Below are 20,947 nucleotides of genomic sequence, written 5' to 3' on the forward strand. Positions count from 1 at the left end.
CACCCGCGGCGGTGCGTGCCGCCCGCCGCGGTGGTCTGCCGGCTGCCGGTCCGCCGGCCATCGCCCTCCGCCGGCTGCCGGCTGCCGGCCGGCTACTGGTCCGGCTGCTTGCCGAGCGCTGCGTTGGCCTCGGTGAAGAACGCGTCGGCCCCTTCCTCCGGGGTGGCGTGGCCGAAGGAGACGTCCTGGTAGGTGCGGATGAACGCCTGCTCGAACACGGCCTGGTACCCCGGCGGGTAGAGGATCGCGGGTGCCCCCCGGCGCACGATCTCCTGGTAGAGGTGCAGCTCCTGCTTCTTCTTCGGCGGCAGGTCCGGGTCGGCCAACTGGTCGTCGAGCAGCTCGGTGTTGGTGACCGCTCCGTTGTCGGAGGCGAATGCCCTGCCGGCATCGGGGTTGTTGGTCCAGAAGTCGATGAAGGCCGCGGCCGTGGACATGTTGCCGCAGCTGCGCGGGATCGCGAACCCCGAGGTGATGAGCACGTTGCCGGACCCCTCGGGACCCGAGGGCAGCGGCAGGGTGGTCAGGTCCTGGCCCTGGGCGTGGGCCCCGAGCGTCTCCTGGGCGGCCGCCAGCGTGTTGCCGGGCCGGGAGTCGCTCATCACCCGCCCGCGGGCGATGTAGCTCTCCTCGGGCTGGGTGGGTTCTTCGGCGACTGCGGCGGGGGTGGTGGTCGCCCCGTCGGCGCGCAGCCCCTCCCACATCCGGAAGTAGTCGGTGAGCAGCCGCTTGGGGAAGCCGAGGGTGCCGTCCTCGGCGAACATGCGCTTGCCGTGGCCTTGGATGTAGGCGATGAAGTAGTTGGGCTGGCCGCCGCGCAGGTTGGTCGCCGCGGTGCCCTCGGGCAGCCCCGACTGCGCCTTGCGGGCCCATGAGGCGAAGTCCTGCCAGTCGTAATCGGACGCGAGCATGCCCGCACCGGACTGCTCCGCCAACGTCGTGTTGACCATGAGCGCGTCGTAGGCGGCGCCGTAGGGGATGAAGTACAGCTTGCCATCGGGTCCGCGCCCGGAGTCGAGCACGTCGCCGGGGATGTCGCCGACGTCGATGGCCCCCGACTCCACCATGGGATCCAGCGGCAACAGCACGTCGCGGCTGGTGTAGTCGTTGAGCTGGCGGCCCTGCAACTGGGTCAGGCACGGCAGGTTCCGCCCCGCCGCCTGCACGTTGAGCCGCTTGAAGTAGTTGCCCATGTTGGTGGTCTCGCGGTCCACCTCGGTGCCGGGGAACCGCCGCTCGAACATGTCGGCGACGGCGTTGGTGCGTTCGTTGCGTTCCTGCGAGCCCCACCACGTCAGCCGGACGGTGCCGCCGACAGCGCCGGTGCCGTCGGTGGTGGTGTCGACCGTCGGCCGCGCGGAGGCCAGCCCGCAGCCGGCCGCCAGCAGCGCCAGCGCCATGGCGGCTGATGCCGCCGACACGGCGCGGGCGCGCCGCCGGAGGCCGTGCGCACCGCGCGCGGCCGGTGTGCCGTTTCCTCTTCTCACTGCTGCCCCCACTCTCGTTGGATGCTGGTCTGCGCCGGTGCCGGGCGTTCCGGTACCGGCGCCCGTCACTTCAGGCCGGTGGTGGCCACGCCCTCGATCAGCAGGCGCTGGGAGACCAGGAAGAAGCCCACGATCGGTGCGATGGACAGACTGGCCATCGCGAACAGCGCGCCGTAGGAGGACTGGCCCGAGGCGTCGAGGAAGGAGCCCAGGCCCTGGGCGACCGTCCACCGGTCGGGGGTGTTCAGGTACAGCAGCGGGCCCAGGAAGTCGTTCCAGGTGTTGACGAAGGTGAACATCGCCGTCATGCCCAGGGCCGGCAGCGAAAGCGGCAGCACGATGCGGAAGAAGATGCCCCAGTGGCCGCAGCCGTCGATGTGGGCGGCCTCGTCCATGTCGCGCGGCAGGCCGCGGATGAACTGCACCATCAGGAACACGAAGAAGGCGTCGACCGCCAGGAACCGCGGCACGATCAGCGGGAGGATGGTGTTCACCCACCCGAGTTCGTTGAACAGGATGTACTGCGGGATCAGCGTTACGTGGTACGGCAGCAGCAGCATGCCGATCACCACCGCGAACAGGGTCCGCTTGAACGGGAACTCCAGGCGGGCGAAGGCGTAGGCGGTCACCGAGCACCCGAAGATGTTCCCGATCACCGCCAGCACGGTGATGGTGATGCTGTTCAGGAAGTAACGGGAGAATTCAAGCTGCCCGCCGCTCCAGCCTTGCCGGTAGTTGTCCAGGGTGTAGTTGCCGGAGAGCAGCCCCAGGCTGGTGAAGATCTCGTTCTCCGGGCGGAACGACGCCGCCAGCATCCACAGCAGCGGGTAGAGGATGATCCCCAGTACCGCGATGAGGGTGGCGTGGCGGGCGACGGAGCGCACCATGCGGCTGCGCACCGCGCGTCTGCCGAAGATCGGGCGGGGAGGGGCGGTCCGGTGCCGCCGCCGCGGCGCGGTCGTGGTCATCGTTGGTCTCCGTAGTGCACCCAGTAGCGGGAGGTCCAGAACAGCAGGCCGGTGAAGGCCGCGAGAGCGATGACGAGCACCCAGGCCATCGCCGAGGCGTATCCCATCTGCAGTTGGCCGAAGCCCTGCTCGTAGAGGTAGAGGGTGTAGAACAGCGTCGAATCCGACGGGCCGCCGGTGCCGTTGCTGATGATGTAGGCGCTGGTGAACGCCTGGAACGCGTGCACGGTGGTCAGCAGTAGGTTGAAGAAGACCAGCGGCGTGAGCATGGGCAGCTTGACGTGGCAGAACCGGCGCAGCGGCCCGGCACCGTCGACGGCCGCCGCCTCGGTCAGCTCGCGCGGGATCTGGCGCAGCCCGCCCAGGAAGATCACCATCGTCGAGCCGAACGCCCAGACGTTGAGCACCACGATCGTGTAGATGGCGGTGGCGGGGTCGCCGACCCAGCTGCCGTGCTCGATACCCACCAGTGCGAGCGCGAGGTTGAAGATCCCGTCTTCGCCGAAGACCTGGCGCCACAGCACAGCGACGGCAACGCTGGTGCCCAGCAGCGTGGGCAGGTAGAACAGCACCCGGTAGCCGGCGAGGAACCGGATGCCGCGTTCCAGCACCACCGCCAGCAGCAGCGAGAACGCGAGTACGAGCGGCACCGACAGCCCGACATAGCCCAGGGTCACCCCGACCGAGGACCAGAACCGCGGGTCGGCGGTGAACATGCGCACGAAGTTGTCCAAGCCGACCCACTCGGGGCTGCTGAGCACGTCGTAGCGGGTGAACGAAAGGTACAGCGAGGCCAGCATCGGGCCGAGTGTCAGCAGCACGAGCCCGGTCAGCCACGGCCCGAGGAACGCGGCGGCGGTGAGCGGGTTGGTGCGTCCGGGCCGGACGCGCGGCCCGCGCAGCCGCGGCCGGCGTGGAACCGGCCTTTCGGCGGTGGAGCCGGGGCCGGGTTGCAGAGGTGCGGTGGCTGTCATGGGCTTTCCTGCTTCCTCCGATGTCGCGAAGAGATCCGCGAAGGAGCCGCCGGCACGCCGAAGGAGCGGACACGCTCGGCGTTCGGCGCGCGGCGTGCTGCCGCAGGGGTCAGGACGGCGGCATCTCGCGGGCGTGGGACTCCACCCGCTCGGCGAGGGTCTGGGCGAGCAGCCCGGCGACGGGGACCTGTACTCCCGCCGCGCGGGCCGCCGCGGTGATCTCCCACAGGTCCTTGGACCAGGGGCGTTCGGCGACGGGTGTTCCGCCGGAGTCGTAGGCGCGGGCGACCCGGTCGAAGAAGCCCCAGTTGCGGGCCGTCCAGGAGTCGCCGGTACCGGTGCGCACGGCGGCCAGCACGTCGGTGCCGGCGACCCCGTAGGCCCCGGCGAGGTCGAGCGCCTCGTGGACACCTGCCAGGGCGGAGAACATCATCAGCTGGTTGGCGAGTTTGACCGCCGCCCCGGCGCCGGGCGGGCCCACGTGCAGCACCTCGGCGGCGACCGCGTCCAGCAGCGGGCGGACGGCGGCGACGCCCTCGCGTCCGCCGCCGACCATCGCAGTGAGTGTGCCCTGCAGCGCCCGTTCGGCGCCGCCGCTGACCGGCGCGTCGATCAGCACGTGGCCGTGCTCGGCGGCGGCCGCGGCCAGGCGCTCGGCCGTGGCGGGCAGCACGGTGCTGTGCACGACCACCGCGGTTCCGGGCGCGCAGACGGCGAACAGGCCGGCGGGCCCTTCGCAGACGGCCTCGACCGCGGCGTCGTCGGGTACGGCCAGTGCGACCGCGGCGCAGTCGGCGAAACCGCCGGGCCCGGCTGCGACCGCCGCCCCCTCTTGCTTGCAGGCCGCGGCGGCTTCGGGATCGCGGTCGTGCACCGCGACCGCCCAGCCGGCGCGGAGCAGTGCCAGGGCCATGGGCGAGCCCAGGTTGCCAAGGCCGATGAAACCGATACGGGAGGTGGCTGCCGACAGGGACCGGGACAGAGACACTGTGCGCCCTTTCAGTGCGGTGGGGACGGCTGCGGGAAGCCGCGGGAGGCGGCAGGCGGGTGCCGGGCGGGGGACGCGGGGGATGGAGCCGGTGGCGGCGCGGAAGGTTCCGGCCGCGCGCGGCCGTCCCCGCGCCGGCTGCCCAGGAGGCCTAGGAGGCTGAGCCGGCCCAGGAGGCCCAGGAGGCCGGCCCCTAGCGGACCGAGTCGTCCAGCGGCCGGCCGAGCTGTTCGTAGATCCTGCGGCGGCCGATCTTGTCGTTGTCCAGTTCCTGGCGGGCGTACTTGGCCACCTGCTCGGCGTATTCGGCCGGGACCGCGACCACACCGTCGTAGTCGGCGACGATCACGTCGCCGGGCCGCACCAGCACACCGCCGACGTTGACCGGGACCTGGGTGGCGTCGAACTCCACGCGGCCCTGGACCATCTTCTGCGCGCGGTAGCGGCAGAAGACCGGGACCTGCTGCATGATGCATTCGTCGGTGTCGCGCACGCCGCCGCTGGTGAGGACGCCGCGGGCGCCGGCGGCGTACCACTCCAGGGAGTTGTTGGAGCCGACCTCGCCCACGTCCAGGCCCGCGGACTCGATCACGACGACCTCGCCGTCGACCAGGTCGCGCTTGACCGGCGGCGAGTACAGCTCCTTGTACCAGTAGCCGTAGGCCCAATCGGTGTAGGCCTCGGGCGTGAGCGCGGGGACGTCCTTCTCCGACGGGCGGAGCCGCATGGTGCGGGCGACGCCGGTCATCCGCGCGCCCTGCCACAGCGGCGTGATCTCGGGGGCGACCGTCCCCTTGTGGTGGAGCCCCACCCAGTCCATGCCGTCGCGGACGTCGGCGACCCGCAGCCCGTCGAAAAGGGCGACGACTTCCTGCACCTGCATGTGATCTCCTCTGCTCGGTTCCGCCCCGTGTGAAGTACGTCTCGGGGTGGTGTGGTTCTATCTATAACAGAGGCCGACTATTGTCTACAATAGTTTGAAGTCAGAACGACGCACGATGGACTCCCACGGCACTCGACCGACGAAGGAGCAGATCATGGCAGGAGCGGATGCCCCGCGGGGCTCCGATGCAGGCTCGGACGGCGCTCCGCTCGACCCGCCGAGCATGGTGCAGATGGCCCAGGAGCGCATTCGCCGGCTCATCTTGTCGGGTGAGGTGGGACCCGACGAGCGCCTCGCCGAGGAACGGCTCAGCGAGCGTCTGGGCGTCAGCCGCCCGCCGCTGCGCGAGGCCATGCGGCTGCTCCAGCAGGAGGGCCTGGTCGTGGCCAAGCCCCGCCGCGGCTCGTTCGTCGCCGCGCTCACCGACACCGACGTGCACGAGATCCTCACCCTGCGCACCGCGCTGGAACGGCTGGCCGTCGACCTGGGCGTGCCGGTGCGCGAACCCGAGCGGCTGCGGCCGTGCTGGGCGGCGCTGGAACGGATGCAGGAGGCCGCGAAGCACGCCGACCGCGGCGCGCTCGTCGAGTCCGGTTACGCCTTCCACGCGGCGATCGTGGCGCTGGCCGGGCACCGCAGGGTCAACGAGATGTACCACTCGCTGCAGCAGCAGCTCCTGCTGTGCATGGCCCGCAACCTGCACGTCCGCGAGAACTACTTCGAGGACCTGGATTCCCACGTCGACCGGCACCGGCACCTGCTGCGGCTGATCGAGGCCGGCGACCCCGCCGCCGTGCACGCCGAGATGGCGGTGCACGGCGAGCGGTCCTTCCTCGCAGTCGACGCCGCCGCCGGCCCGGGCGCGGGCGGTGGCGCTGATACGGCGCAGGGGGCCGCGGAGCCGCCTGCGGCGGGCGCGTCCGGTGGCGGCAGCGGCGGGGAGCTGCCATGACGGACACCGTGCTCATCACCGACTGCGACATGGGCGAGGCGGTCCTGGAACGGCGTGTGCTGGAGGAGGCCGGCTACCGCGTCGTGCACGCCGCCTGCCGCAGCGAAGAGGAGACCGCCGCCGAGGCCGCCCGCACCGGCGCAGTCGGGCTGCTCGTGCAGTACGCGCCCATCACCCGCCGCGTGCTCCGGGCCGCCCCCGGCGTGCGCGCCGTCGTGCGCTACGGGGTGGGTCTGGACAACGTCGACCTGGACGCGGCCGGAGAACTCGGCGTGGCCGCGCTGAACGTGCCCGGCTACGGCTCGGCCGAAGTCGCCGACCACGCCATGGCCCTGCTGCTGGCGTCCCTGCGGCGGATCCCGCTGTGGGCCGGCGAAACCGCGCAGGGGCGCTGGCCCGCCCGCGGTGCGCTTCCCGACCCTTTGGAGCTGGGCCGGTGCCGCCTGGGCCTGTTCGGCTTCGGCGCGATCGCCCGGCGCGTCGCGTCGCGGGCGGCGGCCTTCGGGATGGACGTCGCCGCGCACGACCCCTTTGTCGCGCCCGCGGACATGGCCGCGGCCGGAGTGCGTCCGGTCGAGTGGACCGAACTGTGGGAGAACAGCACCGCGGTCAGCGTGCACGCCCCGCTGACACCCGATACCCGCGCAGCCGTCGGCGCCGACGCGCTGGCGCTGGCCGAGCCCGGTCTGGCGCTGGTCAACACCGCGCGCGCCGGCCTGGTCGACCGGGCCGGGGTCGCCGGCGCGCTGGAGACCGGCAAGCTCGGCGCGGCGGCCTTCGACGTGTGGTGGCAGGAGCCCGCCGACCCGGCCGACCCGCTGCTGGCCGATCCCCGGGTCCTGGTCACCCCGCACGTCGCCTGGCTGTCCCCCGGATCGCTCCGCAGGCTGCGTTCGGGCGCGGCCGAGCGGCTGCTGGAGGCGCTCACGTCCGGTCCCTGAGTCTGAGCCTGGCCTGCTGCGCCTCCTGCACCGCGCAGCAGCGCGCAACCCCCACCCCGCGGCGGCGGCCCGGCAGCCCGCCGCCGCACGCACCGATCCGCAAAGGACGACTCCCATGGCCGAACAACGCCGTCCACCGCTGGACGGGGTCACCGTGCTCGAAGCGGGGGTGTTCATGGCAGCCCCGTTCGCGACCATGCAGCTCGCCGACCTCGGCGCACGGGTCCTCAAGATCGAGAACCCCGATGGCGGCGACCCCACTCGCGAGACCGGGCCTTTCGTCGCCGGCGAAAGCTCCCCCTTCCTCCGGCTCAACCGGAACAAGGAGTCGGTCGCGCTGAATCTCAAGTCGCCGGCGGGCAAGGAGGCGTTCTTGCGCCTGGCCGGCGGCAGCGACGTGGTGGTGGAGAACCTGCGCCCGGGCGCGATGCGCCGCCTGGGACTGGACTACGAGAACGTGAGCCGGGCCAACCCCGCCATCGTCTACGCATCCGCCTCGGGCTGGGGCCAGGACGGCCCGCTGGCCGGGCAGGCCGGATTGGACATCATGGCCCAGGCCCGCTCGGGTCTGATGAGCATCACCGGCGAACCCGACGGCGACCCCGCCAAGGTGGGCGTTCCGGTCTGCGACCTGGTGTGCGGGCTGTACACGGCGCTGGCCGTGGTCGCGGCACTGCACGAGCGCCGCACCGGCGAGCGGGGCCAGTACATCGACGTGTCGCTGCTGGAGTCGGCGGTGTCGCTGTCGGTGTGGGAGGCGGGCCGCTACTTCGCCACCGGCCAGGCCGGCGGACGGTACGGTTCGGCGCACCAGGCCCACGCCCCTTACCAGGCGCTGCGCACCGCCGACGGGCATGTGACGGTCGGTGCCACCACCGCGCGGACCTGGCGGGCGCTGTGTGCGGTGCTGGACCTGGGCGGCCTCGCCGGCGACGAGCGGTACACCACCGCGTTCACCCGCCGCGAGCACCGCGACACCCTGATACCGGCCATCGAGGCGGTGACCCGGCGCCGGAGCAGCGCCGAACTGCTGGACGCGCTGAGCGAGGCGGGTGTGCCTTGCGCGCCGATCTCGGAGTACGGCGAGGTCTACACCGACACGCACCTGCACGCCCGCGACTATTTCTGGGACGCCGAGCATCCGGCCGCCGGCGCCATCCGCCAACTCGGCTCGCCCATGCGGTTCTCGGACACGCCCGCGCGCCGGGGGACGGCCGGTCCGGTGCTGGGCGCCGCCACCCGCGCCGCGCTGCGCGGCGCCGGTGTGGGCGAGGACGAGATCGCCGCGCTCCTCGCCGGGGGCGCCGGACGGCCCGAGGAGAATACGTCCGGGCCCTGAGCGCGGGCCGGGCGGGCAGGAGGCGGCGATACCGGCGGGAGTACCGGGACACCGCAACACTGCACCACCGCAAGATCGCAACACCGCAACATCGGGACCGAGGCGGAAGAAGGGCGGCACATGAGCGAGGACGCGGCGGCAGGGCCGGCGGAGTCGGCAGAATCGGCGGAGTCCGCGGCAGCGGCGGCGGGCGAGGCGGGCGGCGGCAGCGGGCCGGGCGGCCCGGAGTTGCTGGTGGAACGGCGCGGCGGCGTGCTGGAGGTGACCTTCAACCGCCCGGCCCGCCGCAACGCCATGACCTGGGCGATGTACGACGGCCTGGCCGAGGCGTGCGAACGGGCCGACGCCGACGAGGACGTCCGCGTCCTGGTACTGAGGGGCGCGGGCGGCGCCGCGTTCGTGGCCGGCACCGACATCGGCCAGTTCGCCGGTTTCACCAGCGGCGCCGACGGCGTCGCCTACGAGCACCGCATCGGCGCGATCATCGACCGCCTCGCCGCGGTCCGCGTCCCCACGCTCGCGGTCGTGCGCGGCTACTGCGTGGGCGGCGGGCTGGCCATCGCCGCAGCCTGCGACCTGCGCATAGCGGCACCGTCGGCCCGGTTCGGCGTCCCCATCGCGCGCACGCTCGGCAACTGCCTGGCGCTGCCGACCTACAAACTCCTGTCCGACCACCTGGGCCCGGCCCGCACACTGGACATGCTGCTGACCGCGCGGATGCTCACCGCCGAGGAGGCCCACGCAGCGGGCTTCGTACCCCGCCTGGCCACCGAGGACACCCTCGACACCGAGGCGGCCGCCCTCACCGACCGCCTGTCCTCGCACGCCCCGCTGAGCATGTGGGCGGCCAAGGAGTCGGCCCGCCGCCTACGCAACACCGGGCTGCCCGAGGACCGCGACATCATCGAACGCGTCTACGGCAGCGAGGATTTCCGCAACGCGGTCGCCGATTTCGCCGCCAAAAAGACCCCCAACTGGCGCAACCGGTAACGGGCGGGAACGGTACAGGGCAACGCCCGAGGGCGCGGCTGACGCTCGGGCGGCCCTGAACCGCTGCACGGGCCGTCCGCCGACGGGCATGCAGCCTGCCACGAACCCGCCGCCACGCACAACTTCCCCGTCCCCGTGGGCGTCCGCGCCTGCGGCGGCGCAGATCAGTGTGGGTGGGGCGGAGTGCGGGAGCTGCGGGGGCGGCGTGCGAACTCGGTCACATTGATTTTTTTCGGGGTATTGACGAAATTATGTGACGGGTCGCATGCTGTCGGCATGTCGTCCCAGGCCGGCCCCCTCACACGACTTCGACGGGGGCACAAGGAACTCGTACTGGAACTGCTCGGCAAGCACGGCCCACTGAGCCGCGGCAGCCTCGGCAGTCTCAGCGGGCTGTCCAGGACGACCCTCTACGAGATCGTCGCCGAACTGATCGCCACCGGCGCCGTGGTCGCCTCGCCGCCCGAATCCACCCAGCGCAAGCGCGGCCGCCCCGTTGAGAAGCTGACCCTCAATCCGGGGGCGGGCCAGGTCATCGGGATCGACTTCGCGCGGCGGGCCGTGCATGTGGCCGCCGTCAACGTCGCGCACGAGATCATCGGAACGGCGAGCGAGGCCCACGCGGCCGACCTGCCCTGGAAGGAGCGGGCCGCCCTCGCCCGGCGCCTGGTCGACTCGCTGGACGACGGCTCCCTGGAACTGGGGGCCCTCACCGCGGTCGGTGCCGGGGTGGTCGGCCCCGTGTTCAACCCGGGCAACGAGGCCGCACCCGCGCACCGGGTCGACGACCTGCCCGACCTGCTGCGCGACCACTTCCACGTCCCGGTGGTCATCGACAACAACACCCGGCTCGCCGCACTGGCCGAAGCCACCTGGGGCTCTGCGGCCGGCAGCCGCGAAGTGATCTACCTGCGGCTGTCCTACGGCGTCGGCGGCGGGCTCGTCTTCGGCGGCACGCTGCACCGCGGGCCGCAGGGCCTGTCCGGGGAGTTCGGCCACATCCCCGTCGCCGACAACGGGCGGCCCTGCTGGTGCGGCGGCACCGGCTGCCTGGAGACCGTCGCATCAGCCGGAGCGGTGCTCGACGCCTACCGTGCCGCCGGCGGCACGGCCGAGGACGTCCCCGCACTGGCCAAGGCGGTGCGCAGGGGCGACAAGACGGCCCGCGAACTACTCGCCGAGGTCGGCACGCGCGTCGGCACCGTGCTCGGCGGGCTGTGCAACGCGGTCGGCCCCGGCCTCGTCGTGATCGGCGGTGAGCTGGCCGAAACCGGGCAGGCGCTGTTCGGGCCCCTGGAGGAAGCGCTCTGGGCGCACATCATGCCGATCTCGCAGCACTGGGCGGACCTGCGCCCGGCAACCCTCGGTGAGACCGGCGGCGCGCTGGGGGCCATCGCCCTCGTGCTGCACGAATCGCCGCTGCTCTCCCGCTACCCCACGAACTCGAAGTCCGAGGAGGATTCCCGATGAGCAAGCCCCCGATCGGGCTGGAGAAGCCATGGCCGTGATCACCACACCACCGAAGGAATCACCGGCCAAGCCGCCCGCGCGCCGGCGCTCCGGGCGGCGCCTGCAGCGGTCGCACGTGCTGAACGTCGCGTCCCTGGTGATCGGCATCGCGGTCTGGGCCGCGGTGTCCTCGATCGAGGCGATCGGCCTTCCCGGGCCGCTCGCGGTGGTCACGCGGGCCGGCGAGATGATCGCCGACGGGACACTGACCAGCGATATGGCCGCCAGCCTGCGCCGGGTGTTCACCGGCTTCGCGCTCGGCACCGCGCTGGCCGTGCCGATCGGGTTCCTCATGGGCTGGTACCCCACCATGCGCGCGCTGCTCGAACCGTATGTCCAGTTCTTCCGCATGGTGCCGCCGCTGGCCATCATCCCGCTGGCGATCGTGCTGCTCGGCATCGGCGAGGTGCCGAAGATCTTCGTGATCTTCCTTGCGGCCTTCCTGTTCAGCGTGGTCGCCACCCTGCAGGGGGTGGTCAACGTCGAACCCACGCTGATCAACGCAGCCCGCGTGCTCGGCGCACCGGACCGGACAATCTTCCTGAAGGTGATCATCCCGGCTTCGGCACCGTTCATCCTGGTCGGCATGCGGACCGGGCTCGGTGCCGCGTGGGCCACGCTGGTGGCCGCCGAGCTGATCGCCGCCCAAGCCGGGCTCGGCTACCGGATGCAGCAGGCCCAGCTCTACTACGACCTCCCCACGATCTTCGTGGGGCTCATTACGATCGGCGTGCTCGGAATGGCCATGGACCGCCTGCTGCTGCTCGCCGAAAAGCGCCTTACCGGTTGGCAGGAGCGCCGATGACCGCCCAGACCGCAAACAAGATCGAATTCCGCGGCGCCGTCAAGTCGTACCCGATGCACGACTCGGTCTTCACCGCGCTCGACGGCGTCGACCTGGCGATCGCCGACCGCGAGTTCGTCACCGTCGTGGGGCCCTCCGGCTGCGGCAAGAGCACGCTGCTCAACATGGCGGCGGGCCTGGACCAGCCCACGGCCGGAGAGGTCCTGGTCGACGGCGCGCCCGTGAGCGGCCCCGGGCCGGAGCGGGGGGTGATCTTCCAGCAGTACGCCCTGTTCCCGTGGCTCACCGTGCGCCGCAACGTCGAGTTCGGCCTGCGGATCGCCGGTATCTCCGCCGAGGACCGCACCCGCCGCGCGCAGCGGGCCATCGACCTCGTCGGGCTCACCGAGTTCGCCGACGTCCTGCCCAAGACGCTCTCGGGCGGCATGAAGCAGCGCTGCGCCATCGCCCGCGCCTACGCGGTCAGCCCGCAGGTGCTGCTGATGGACGAACCCTTCGGTGCGCTGGACGCCCTGACCCGGGTGCAGCTGCAGGACCAGCTCCTGGAGACCTGGACCCAGGAGCAGCGCACCGTCATGTTCATCACCCACGACGTCGACGAGGCGGTCTACCTCGCCCGGCGCGTGGTCGTGATGGCGGCCCGGCCGGGCCGCATCCACACGGTCATCGACGTCGACCTGCCCTATCCCCGGACGGAGGAAGTGCGGCTATCCGCCGACTTCAGCCGCATCCGCAACCACGTGTGGCACTCCGTGTACCACCAGGAATCGACCGCGCCGGCGTCCTGACCGGCCGCGGCCCGCCTCCGCTGCACACGACCGGACCCCGCGGCGCCGTATCCGAGTCCCCATCCGGTTTCCGCTCGATCCCGGCATCCCCCGGTTCCCATTCGCCTCCGCTGCCAGATCCCCATGAACTCCCCATAACCATCGTTTCCCTCTGGAAGGACCGATCCGCCATGCGTATACCTCGTCGCACCGTTGCTTCACTGCTAAGCGTGACCATGGCGTCACTGTCGATGGCGGCGTGCTCCGCCGGCGGGGGCGGCGGCGAAGAAATCCAGTTCGGCTACATCAGCGACTACAACGGCGCCAGCCTGCTGGCCATCGCCGAAGAACAGGGCATGTGGGAGGAGGCCGGCGTGAACGCCAGCGTCAAGTCCTTCACCAACGGCCCCGTGCAGATCCAGGCGCTGGGCGCCGGCGACCTCGACTTCGGCTACATCGGGCCCGGCGCGATGTGGCTGCCCGCCTCCGGCAAGTGCGAGGTCGTGGCCATCAACACGCTCGCCTACGCCGACCGCGTGATCGCCCAGCCCGACATCACCTCGGTCGAGGACCTCAAGGGCAAGAAGGTCGGGGTTCCCGAGGGGACCTCCGGCGAGATGGCGCTCAACCTCGCGCTTGAGGAAGCCGGCATGTCGCCCGACGACATCGAGAAGGTGCCGATGGAGCCCTCCACCGTCGTCTCCGCGTTCTCCTCCGGGCAGATCGACGCCGCGGGCATCTGGTACCCGCTGATCGACAACATCAAGCAGAAGGTGCCGGAGCTCAACGAGGTCGCCAGCACCCGCGACATGGGCGACAAGGTCTTCCCCACCGCCTTCGTCGGCGGCAACGACGTGGACAAGGCGACCAAGACCAAGGTGATCGGCGTGCTCAAGGAGGCCAACGACTGGCGAGCCGAGCACCCGGATGAGTCGATCTCGCTGACCGCGGAGATGCTCGACATCCCCGAGAAGGACGTCAAGGCCGACGCCGCCAACGTCGAGACCCTGCCGACCGCCGAACTGGTGAAGGCGACCGAGGACGGCACCGCGGGCGAGTGGCTCAACGGGCTCAGCGAGTTCTTCGTCGACACCGGCCAGCTTGAGTCCGTGCCCGCTCCCGAGGACTACTACACCGGCGACCTCTACACGGAAGCGTCCAAGAAGTGAACCTGCTCTTCCTCATGACCGACCAGCACCGCGTCGACACCCTGGGCTGCTACGGCAATCCGCACGTGGCCACACCCAACATCGACCGGCTGGCGTCCACCGGCACCCGCTTCGACCGGTGCTACACCCCGACCGCCATCTGCACGCCCGCGCGGGCCAGCCTGCTCACCGGCCAAGCGCCGTTCCGCCACCGGCTGCTGGCCAACTACGAGCGCAACGTGGGCTATCTGGAGGACCTGCGCGAGGACGCCTTCACCTTTCCCGAGGCCCTGCGCGAGCAGGACTACCAGCTCGGCCTGATCGGCAAGTTCCACGGGGGCACCCACCGCAACGCGGCCTCCTACGGCTTCGACGGGCCCGATCTGCAGGGCTGGCACAACCCGGTCGACCACCCCGACTACCTGGCCTACCTGCAGGAGCGCGACCTGCCGCCGTACCGGATCACGGATCCGGTGCGCGGCACCACGCCCAACGGCAACCCGGGCAACCTGCTGGCGGCCCGGCTGCAGCAGCCGGTCGAGGCGACCTTCGAGTACTACCTGGCCAGCCGCGCCATCGAGCAGCTGGAGAAGTACGCGGCCGACGGCCGGCCGTTCTTCCTCGCCAACCACTTCTTCGGCCCGCACCTGCCCTACCTGCTGCCCGACGAGTACTACGACCTTTACGACCCCGACCTGGTGGAGCTGCCGCCCTCGATCGCCGAAACCTTCGAGGGCAAGCCGTCCGTGCAGCAGAACTACAGCGCGCACTGGACCTTCGACACCATGCCGATCGAGGTCACCCGCAAGCTGATCGCGGTCTACTGGGGCTACGTCACGCTGATCGACGAGCAGATCGGCCGGATCCTGGACCGGGTCGACGAGCTCGGGCTGACCGACGACACCGCCGTGTTCTTCACGGCCGACCACGGCGAGTTCACCGGGGCCCACCGGCTGCACGACAAGGGCCCTGCGATGTACGAGGACATCTACCGCATTCCCGGCATCGTGCGGGTTCCGGGCGCCGAACCCCAGGTGCGCGACGAGTTCGTCACCCTCACCGACTGCACCGCGACCATCCTGGAGCTGGCCGGCTGCGACACGTCGGCGGCCGTGGACAGCCGCAGCCTGCTACCGCTCATCCGCGGCGAGCAACCCGACTGGCCCGCCGAGCTCCTCGCCGAGTTCCACGGCCACCACTTCCCCTATCCGCAGCGGATGATCCGCGACGACCGCTACAAGCTCATCGTCAACCCCGAATCCGTGAACGAGCTCTACGACCTGCACGCCGACCCGCACGAACTCAGCAACCGGTACCCGCACCCGGAGATGGCCGAGACGCGCCGCCGGCTCATGCGGCGGCTGTACGACCTGCTCCGCGACCGGGGCGACAACTTCTACCACTGGATGACCTCGATGTACGACATCGGCGCGGCTGACTACGACCCCAGCCTCAGCGCCTTTGAACCCTCCGGCACCACCCGGTAGGCGCACGGCAGGGCCGGAACCGGGGCCGCACCGCCGCCCGGTCCGCGCGGAGCACACCGCTCCGCGGATCGGGCGCACCGAACGCCGCGGGGGGCACGGGTGCCCGCCCGCCTGCAGCGCTATGCCCGCTGCAGGCACCGGGTACCCGCCCGCGGATCTCCGCGCACCGCCCGAGAGCGGGCGGCGCGCACGCAGCAACCACTACTCCAGGACCCGGCCATCCCCCTGCAATCCGGGCACCGGCGTTCTGGACGTGAAGGAGGCCGTAACCCATGGTCAACTCCGAGAACAAGTTGCACGTCGACCGCCGGACCCTGCTGGCGGCTTCCGCCGGCCTGGCGACCGCGGCGGCCCTGCCCGCGCCCGCTGCGCTGGCGGCTCCGGCACCGGCAGCCGGCGGGGCGGGCGGGCGCTACCCGTCGAACTGGCCCCAACCCGAGCCCTACGGCATCGCCGACACCCGCAAGGACCTGTGGCCGCGCGAGGACAACTCCTTCGTCCTCCCGTTGGAGCCGCGCCCCCGCGACGAGGAGCTCGGCCGGGTCTGGATGCGCGACACCTACGTCAACTGCTTCCGGGTCGGCGGGCGGCCGATGTACGTCGCCACCGGCACCTCGCGCGTACCCGGGCTCGACAAGGCCGCCCCGTACAACGACGGCATCTTCGTCTGGGTGGCGCCGTCGCTGCACGGGCCGTGGCGGCTGGCCGACACGACCGGGTTCCGGCCCGGTGCCGAGAAGGGCAAGGTGTGGTCGCCGGAGTTCACCGACGAGAACCGGCCCGGGCGCACGGTCGTCGCGCCGTGGCAGGAGTACTGGCACGACGACCGGTTCGGTAAGCGCGGCAACGTCTGGGCGCCGGAGGTGCACTACTTCCGCGGCACCTGGTACATCACCGCCTGCATGGGCGACCACTCCCAGAAGGTCGGGTCGTTCATGCTGGTCAGCGAGGGCGGTGTCGAGGGGCCGTACCGGCTCATCGAGGGCAGCCTGGAGAAACCCTTCGGCGACCCGTTCATCGGCGGCCCCGGCTTTATCGAGGACGGCGCCTACCACCACATCGACGGCGGCCTCTACACCGAGGGCGACGAGGCGTGGCTGGTGCTGCACAACGACCTCTACGCAAAGTTCCGGGATGACATGGAGGACATCGTCCCGGCGACGGACCTCCCGGCGTTCCAGCAGCAGCCGTACTCGCCGGAGCCCTACATCGAAGGCGCCTACGTGCACAAGCACCACGGCAAGTACTACCTGCTCGGCAGCGTATGGAGCCGGAAGTCGACCAACGACGACGGCAGCACCCGCTGCGCCTACGACCCGCGCGGTCCCGGACGCGAGCAGTACCAGTACGACACGGTCGCCGCTGTGGCGGACAGCTTCGAAGGACCGTACTCCAAGCGGTGGACCGTCGGTGTCGGCATCGGCCACAACAACATCTTCGCCGACCACCGCGGCCACCTGTGGGCCACGTTCTTCCGCAACCCCGCCCAGGGCTACTGGGCCGATCCGTCGCGGATCGACGATGCGGCCGTGCCCGGTGTCGTGTCCCTGGAATGGACCGGCCCGGAGGGCAACCGCATCTACGTCGAGCGCCGGCACGGCAACCACCACGATGACTAACGGCCGGCGGGCCCAGGCCGTGTTCGGCGGGTCGCCGCCGTAATGCACGGCCGCGTCGAGCCGGGAGCCCGGACATGCTCGTGCCCGGGCTCCCGCGCATCGATGGCCATGCAGAAATGCCCGGATGTCACAGCCGAGACGGGTATTCCGCATTCCTGCATGGTCGCCACCAACTTATTGCCGGACTAAGTCGTGTGCACGGCAGCGGTGGCCTTCGGGCCCTTTTTGTCGCAGGTGCAGTGCCGGACGGATTTTCCGCATCCTCCGGGGCACTGGTCGGTGGGCGGATATGCTTGCATGGCGGTTCTCCATTCACGGTGTGGGTGGAACTGCGCCCTTGGTGCTCGGCAGTGGCGGGGGCGCGGCCGTTGTGGGCCGTCCCGGAGGGCAATCCGGGGCGGCCCGTCGTATGTGTGTGCTCGGTGTGCCTCCGTGGTGTCGTGGGGTGCGGTGGGCGGGTCCCCGCCCGCGGAGGATGGACACGGAAGCGCGGGCGGGGACGTCTCTGGGTGCGGTCGGGTGTCGATGGCCCGGTCGGGGGCTGCGCTTCCCGGCCGCGTCGGGGGGTGCGGTCACCGGGCCGGGCCGTATCCGGCACGAGGGGCACCGCGGTCGGCCCGGTCGCGGGGTCAGAGAATGGGCCGGGCGGTTTCCCACTCGTGCCAGGCCGCGGTTTGGCCTTCCAGCCATTCGCGGACGCGGTCTTCGCTGGACCAGGTGTTGAGGATGCGGCGGACGCCGTAGGCGAGGGCTGCCTCGGGGACCGGGTCGTGGCGCTGGACGGTCCACCATTCGTTCCCGCACCACAGGAAGCAGCGGATCCGCCAGGTGCAGGAGTAGTCGGCCACGACGGTGCCGGGCGGCACGATCTCGCCGGGCCCGCCGCCGTGCCGGTACTCGTACCGGTAGTGGTCCTGGTTGTGGTGGGTGCCGGTCACCGGGGTGCCTCCGCGCGGCGCAGTTCGTGCTGGGTGTCGAGCCGGTCGCGCATCTGCTGGGGGGTGTCGGCGAAGACGGTCGTTTTGACCAGGCCCCATTGTTCGCGGCGGGCGTTGTAGTCCTCGTGGCGGTGGCGGGCGGTGAAGCGGCCCCGGCTGATGCTGATGGTCCAGTCGGGGTAGGCGTGCTCCAGCGCGGCGGCGGCGCGGGCCTTGGCGGGCTCGCCGGAGGGTTGCGGGTGAGCGGTCGCGGTCATCGCGGGGCCACCCCCGTCCGGACGCCGATGCCGATGCCGGCGGGGTGGGCCAGGTCGGGGCGTTGGGCGAGGAGTCGGCGGGTCAGTGCCCCCAGTTCGGCCAGGTCGTCGGCGGGGGCGGTGCGGCCGGAGTGTTCAGGCCGGGGGTTGGTCCTGCGGTGCCGGCCCGCGACGGGCGGGTGCGGGGGTGGGGGCGGTGCCGTGTCCTGGGTGATCGCGGGCAGCACGGGGGTTTCGGGCTCGGGCAGGCGCGCGAGGTAAGGGCGGGCGGCCCGGTGCCGTCCCCGGCGCCGGACCGGCCGTGGTGGGTGGCCGGTGTGCTGGGGCGGGTAGTGGGGCGTAGCGGGCACGTAGTGCGAATTCAGGCCGCTAGGGTTGGTCATGGTCTCCACCTGGTTCTGTCAGGTCGGGGATTAAGGCCCTGTCCGATGCCCGTGAAGCATCGGCAGGGCCGTTTTCTTTGCCCGACCCACGATTCCTGTAGTGGAGGCACTATTTCCACAAGTCACACGGCACTGGGGAGATTTGTAGTTACGCCGTAGACGCCTGTAGTGGTGGCGTGGTGAAATTAGACTATGGAACCGGTGAAAAAGGAATGGCTTCGGGTCGGGAGCGAGATTCGGCGGCGACGCGAGGCGCTGGGTTTGTCGCTCGATCGTTTGTCACAGCATGTGTCACTTTCGGCGGGAATGATCAGCGCGATTGAGCGCGGAGTGCGCGGCTGCAAGCGCGCCTACGCCAAGGAACTTGATGCTGCGCTGTCCTCGGGTGACCACATCGAGCGGCTTGTAGAGAAGGCAAATCGGCCGGGGACGCCCCTTTGGCTTGTTCAAGTCGAGCATCTTGTCTATCAAGCGGAGGAAGTGCGGCAGTTCCACCTTGGGATCATCCCCGGGTTGCTCCAGACAGAGGCGTACGCACGCGCAGCACTTCGGGCGGGCGACGCGACAGCTACTGACTCACAGATTGAAGCCTCGGTCCACACCAGGATGAAACGTAAAACGACTGTGTGGGATGATGTTCCACCACGTGCACTTTTTGTCATAGATGAGGCCGTTCTGCTTCGTACTGTAGGGGGACCTGACGTGATGGGAGAACAGCTTGATCATGTATTGTCCATGTCGGTAAACCCCCATGTCACGGTGCAGATCCTGCCTCTTGCGTCGGCTCCGCATCCGGGACTTGACGGGTCGTTCCAGCTTCTACGGCTGCCCAGTCAGGAAACCGTGCTGGTGATGGAGACGCGTGTCTCGGCGGACGCAGACCACGATGAAGGCGATGTTCGGCAGTACGGGCAAGACTTTGAAGATCTTCGGGCGCTCGCGCTGGCCCCGGTACCGTCAGCGGAGCTGATAAGGAAGGTGCGGGAAACACTGTGATCCTGGACGAGACATGGCGCACGAGTAGCTACAGCAACACGAAAGGTGGTGAGTGTGTGGAGATCGCTGCTACGTCCGAGCACGGTACGGCGGTGCGGGACACGCAGAACCGCGACGCCGGGCATCTTGTGATGTCGTCAGATGCGTGGACAGCGTTCCTGACGGCGGTGAAGTCGGCGGAGCTGTAAGCCCTCGTTCCCCTCACATGCATACCCCTGCCGCCGGCGGCTGCGGGGGTATTGCTGTGTCCGGGCCGGTGGCCAGCTCCGCCGGGTCCGCTCCGCTCCCCAGGCAGGCGCAAGAACGCGCCACCAGGACCGGCCCGCAATGGGCGCGGTCCCGGTGGCTCCGCTGGCTCCGCGGCCCGATCAGTACCAGTTCGGCCAGGTCGGCCATGCCATCGGCGGGGGCGGTGCGGCCGGGGTGTTCGGACGGGGCGCCGGTCCTGCAGGTTGGTCACTCCCTCGGAGCTTGGGCTACCGTCCTCGGAGGGGGACACAGCGCGGGGTGTTTTCGCCGGTTACCCTGTGTCAGCACTTGCAAACTTGGGGCGGTCCGACGTGGATAGACGCAGCTTCCTTGGATCTATGGCGTACTCCGTCGGGGCTTTGACGCTGCCGCTTGAACTGCATCACGCTGCTGATGGCGCGTCCGCCGGCCAGGGGGGAACTGTCGGTCAAACGGAGATTGAAACCGTTCGGGAAGTCACCGAAGTATTCAACCGTGCTGATGAACGCCTCGGGGGTGGCACAAGTCGCTCTGCCGTCGTCGAGTACCTGGTATCGGACGTGGCAGGCTACTGCAACGGTACCTTCCGCAGGGAAGAGACGCGGAAAGATATGTTCGGAGCCGCAGCTGAACTGGCCTATCTCGCTGGGTGGAAAGCTCATGACGCCGGAAGGGCCGGTCTGGCACAGCGGTACTATCTGCATGCGTTCCGGCTTGCCGATGAGTCCGACCCGAACGCGCATGCTGGTTATGTCCTGCGTATCCTGGCACATCAAGCCTTTGACAATGGACACAAGGAGCACTGCGCAGATATTGCTGAAGCGGCACTATCGCGTGTGCGCGGGCATGTCAATGAGGAAACGGAATCCTTGTTCTGGCTTACCGCCGGCCGTGCGCATGCCGCAAATCAGGACGGGAAGTCGGCTCTGGCGGCCATTGGCACGGCTGAGAAGCTTTTGAATACCGCACCTAAGGATGGGCCTCCTCGGTGGGCTAGCCTGGGCGGACCGCCAGAAGCACGATTGACCAACCAGGCGGCTAAAGCGCTCTCAGCGATGGGGGACCTCGCAGGAGCCGAAGATCAGTATCGACAATCGGCGCGGTTTTGGAACCCCGAAACTCATCCGCGAATCCATGCGCTGACGCTATCGGATCTTGGCGAGATTCAGCTTAAGCGTGGTCACTTGGAAGCCGCGTGCGAGACTTGGTCTGTGGCACTGAGCGGACTAGATCGTTGATGGGAGTTGTTGTGTGTACCGGTCAGTGGTCGTAGGCGATCAGTGACCGC

At 70.2% G+C, this 20,947-nt stretch carries 21 protein-coding genes; 13 read left to right on the top strand and 8 right to left on the bottom strand.

Annotated features, from left to right (window positions below; all coding sequences use genetic code 11):
- Positions 1-92 precede the first annotated feature (92 nt).
- The 5 genes from ACYVD5_RS23925 to ACYVD5_RS23945 all read right to left on the bottom strand — a co-directional run bounded on the left by ACYVD5_RS23925 (position 93) and on the right by ACYVD5_RS23945 (position 5,300).
- On the bottom strand, positions 93-1,487 hold the full coding sequence (locus tag ACYVD5_RS23925; RefSeq protein WP_461003385.1) for an ABC transporter substrate-binding protein: 1,395 nt from the start codon (positions 1,485-1,487) through the stop codon (positions 93-95).
- A gap of 65 nt (positions 1,488-1,552) precedes the next feature.
- Positions 1,553-2,455 (bottom strand): carbohydrate ABC transporter permease, encoded by a 903-nt coding sequence (locus tag ACYVD5_RS23930; RefSeq protein ID WP_461003386.1) that lies wholly within the window; start codon positions 2,453-2,455, stop codon positions 1,553-1,555.
- On the bottom strand, positions 2,452-3,429 hold the full coding sequence (locus tag ACYVD5_RS23935) for a carbohydrate ABC transporter permease (protein WP_461003387.1): 978 nt from the start codon (positions 3,427-3,429) through the stop codon (positions 2,452-2,454). The genes ACYVD5_RS23930 and ACYVD5_RS23935 overlap by 4 nt, the downstream gene beginning before the upstream one ends.
- A gap of 109 nt (positions 3,430-3,538) precedes the next feature.
- The gene (locus ACYVD5_RS23940) at positions 3,539-4,417 is read right to left on the bottom strand and encodes an NAD(P)-dependent oxidoreductase (RefSeq protein ID WP_461003388.1); all 879 of its coding nucleotides are present in this window, start codon (positions 4,415-4,417) and stop codon (positions 3,539-3,541) included.
- Positions 4,418-4,610: 193 nt separating this feature from the next.
- Positions 4,611-5,300 (bottom strand): RraA family protein, encoded by a 690-nt coding sequence (locus ACYVD5_RS23945; protein WP_461003389.1) that lies wholly within the window; start codon positions 5,298-5,300, stop codon positions 4,611-4,613.
- 154 nt (positions 5,301-5,454) lie between these two features.
- Between ACYVD5_RS23945 and ACYVD5_RS23950 the strand changes: the two genes are divergently transcribed.
- From ACYVD5_RS23950 to ACYVD5_RS23995, 10 genes are all read left to right on the top strand, one after another.
- Positions 5,455-6,252, top strand: coding sequence for a GntR family transcriptional regulator (locus ACYVD5_RS23950; protein WP_461003390.1), 798 nt, complete (start codon positions 5,455-5,457; stop codon positions 6,250-6,252).
- Positions 6,249-7,193 carry a C-terminal binding protein gene (locus ACYVD5_RS23955; protein ID WP_461003391.1) on the top strand — a complete coding sequence of 315 codons (945 nt, stop codon included), beginning with the start codon at positions 6,249-6,251 and terminating at the stop codon, positions 7,191-7,193. Before ACYVD5_RS23950 ends, ACYVD5_RS23955 begins: the two co-directional genes overlap by 4 nt.
- Before the next feature lie 115 nt (positions 7,194-7,308).
- Positions 7,309-8,532, top strand: a complete 1,224-nt coding sequence (locus ACYVD5_RS23960) for a CaiB/BaiF CoA transferase family protein (RefSeq protein ID WP_461003392.1) — start codon at positions 7,309-7,311, stop codon at positions 8,530-8,532.
- A gap of 120 nt (positions 8,533-8,652) precedes the next feature.
- Positions 8,653-9,522: an enoyl-CoA hydratase gene (locus ACYVD5_RS23965; protein WP_461003393.1), complete on the top strand. Its 870-nt coding sequence runs from the start codon at positions 8,653-8,655 to the stop codon at positions 9,520-9,522.
- A 276-nt stretch (positions 9,523-9,798) separates the two neighbouring features.
- Positions 9,799-10,992 carry an ROK family protein gene (locus ACYVD5_RS23970; protein WP_461003394.1) on the top strand — a complete coding sequence of 398 codons (1,194 nt, stop codon included), beginning with the start codon at positions 9,799-9,801 and terminating at the stop codon, positions 10,990-10,992.
- Positions 10,993-11,020: 28 nt separating this feature from the next.
- The gene (locus ACYVD5_RS23975; RefSeq protein ID WP_461003395.1) at positions 11,021-11,836 is read left to right on the top strand and encodes an ABC transporter permease; all 816 of its coding nucleotides are present in this window, start codon (positions 11,021-11,023) and stop codon (positions 11,834-11,836) included.
- Positions 11,833-12,624, top strand: coding sequence for an ABC transporter ATP-binding protein (locus tag ACYVD5_RS23980; RefSeq protein WP_461003396.1), 792 nt, complete (start codon positions 11,833-11,835; stop codon positions 12,622-12,624). The genes ACYVD5_RS23975 and ACYVD5_RS23980 overlap by 4 nt, the downstream gene beginning before the upstream one ends.
- A gap of 215 nt (positions 12,625-12,839) precedes the next feature.
- Positions 12,840-13,772 carry an aliphatic sulfonate ABC transporter substrate-binding protein gene (locus tag ACYVD5_RS23985; protein ID WP_461003405.1) on the top strand — a complete coding sequence of 311 codons (933 nt, stop codon included), beginning with the start codon at positions 12,840-12,842 and terminating at the stop codon, positions 13,770-13,772.
- Positions 13,769-15,238, top strand: coding sequence for a sulfatase-like hydrolase/transferase (locus tag ACYVD5_RS23990; protein WP_461003397.1), 1,470 nt, complete (start codon positions 13,769-13,771; stop codon positions 15,236-15,238). Before ACYVD5_RS23985 ends, ACYVD5_RS23990 begins: the two co-directional genes overlap by 4 nt.
- Before the next feature lie 272 nt (positions 15,239-15,510).
- Positions 15,511-16,857 carry a family 43 glycosylhydrolase gene (locus tag ACYVD5_RS23995; protein ID WP_461003398.1) on the top strand — a complete coding sequence of 449 codons (1,347 nt, stop codon included), beginning with the start codon at positions 15,511-15,513 and terminating at the stop codon, positions 16,855-16,857.
- 629 nt (positions 16,858-17,486) lie between these two features.
- On the opposite strand, the gene ACYVD5_RS24000 is transcribed toward ACYVD5_RS23995, so the two are convergent.
- From ACYVD5_RS24000 to ACYVD5_RS24010, 3 genes are read right to left on the bottom strand one after another with little or no spacing between them, the layout of a single operon-like run.
- The gene (locus tag ACYVD5_RS24000; protein WP_461003399.1) at positions 17,487-17,795 is read right to left on the bottom strand and encodes a hypothetical protein; all 309 of its coding nucleotides are present in this window, start codon (positions 17,793-17,795) and stop codon (positions 17,487-17,489) included.
- Complete coding sequence (locus ACYVD5_RS24005; protein ID WP_461003400.1) at positions 17,792-18,052, bottom strand: hypothetical protein; 261 nt, start codon at positions 18,050-18,052, stop codon at positions 17,792-17,794. Before ACYVD5_RS24005 ends, ACYVD5_RS24000 begins: the two co-directional genes overlap by 4 nt.
- The gene (locus ACYVD5_RS24010) at positions 18,049-18,435 is read right to left on the bottom strand and encodes a hypothetical protein (RefSeq protein WP_461003401.1); all 387 of its coding nucleotides are present in this window, start codon (positions 18,433-18,435) and stop codon (positions 18,049-18,051) included. The genes ACYVD5_RS24005 and ACYVD5_RS24010 overlap by 4 nt, the downstream gene beginning before the upstream one ends.
- 192 nt (positions 18,436-18,627) lie before the next feature.
- Between ACYVD5_RS24010 and ACYVD5_RS24015 the strand changes: the two genes are divergently transcribed.
- The 3 genes from ACYVD5_RS24015 to ACYVD5_RS24025 all read left to right on the top strand — a co-directional run bounded on the left by ACYVD5_RS24015 (position 18,628) and on the right by ACYVD5_RS24025 (position 20,897).
- Positions 18,628-19,431, top strand: coding sequence for a Scr1 family TA system antitoxin-like transcriptional regulator (locus ACYVD5_RS24015; protein WP_461003402.1), 804 nt, complete (start codon positions 18,628-18,630; stop codon positions 19,429-19,431).
- Positions 19,428-19,619 carry a DUF397 domain-containing protein gene (locus ACYVD5_RS24020; protein ID WP_461003403.1) on the top strand — a complete coding sequence of 64 codons (192 nt, stop codon included), beginning with the start codon at positions 19,428-19,430 and terminating at the stop codon, positions 19,617-19,619. The genes ACYVD5_RS24015 and ACYVD5_RS24020 overlap by 4 nt, the downstream gene beginning before the upstream one ends.
- Positions 19,620-20,018: 399 nt before the next feature.
- A complete protein-coding gene (locus ACYVD5_RS24025) occupies positions 20,019-20,897 on the top strand; it encodes a hypothetical protein (protein WP_461003404.1) in 879 nt (292 codons plus the stop codon).
- The last annotated feature ends 50 nt before the right edge of the window (positions 20,898-20,947 follow it).

The sequence above is a fragment of the Streptomonospora sediminis genome, assembly GCF_054778995.1.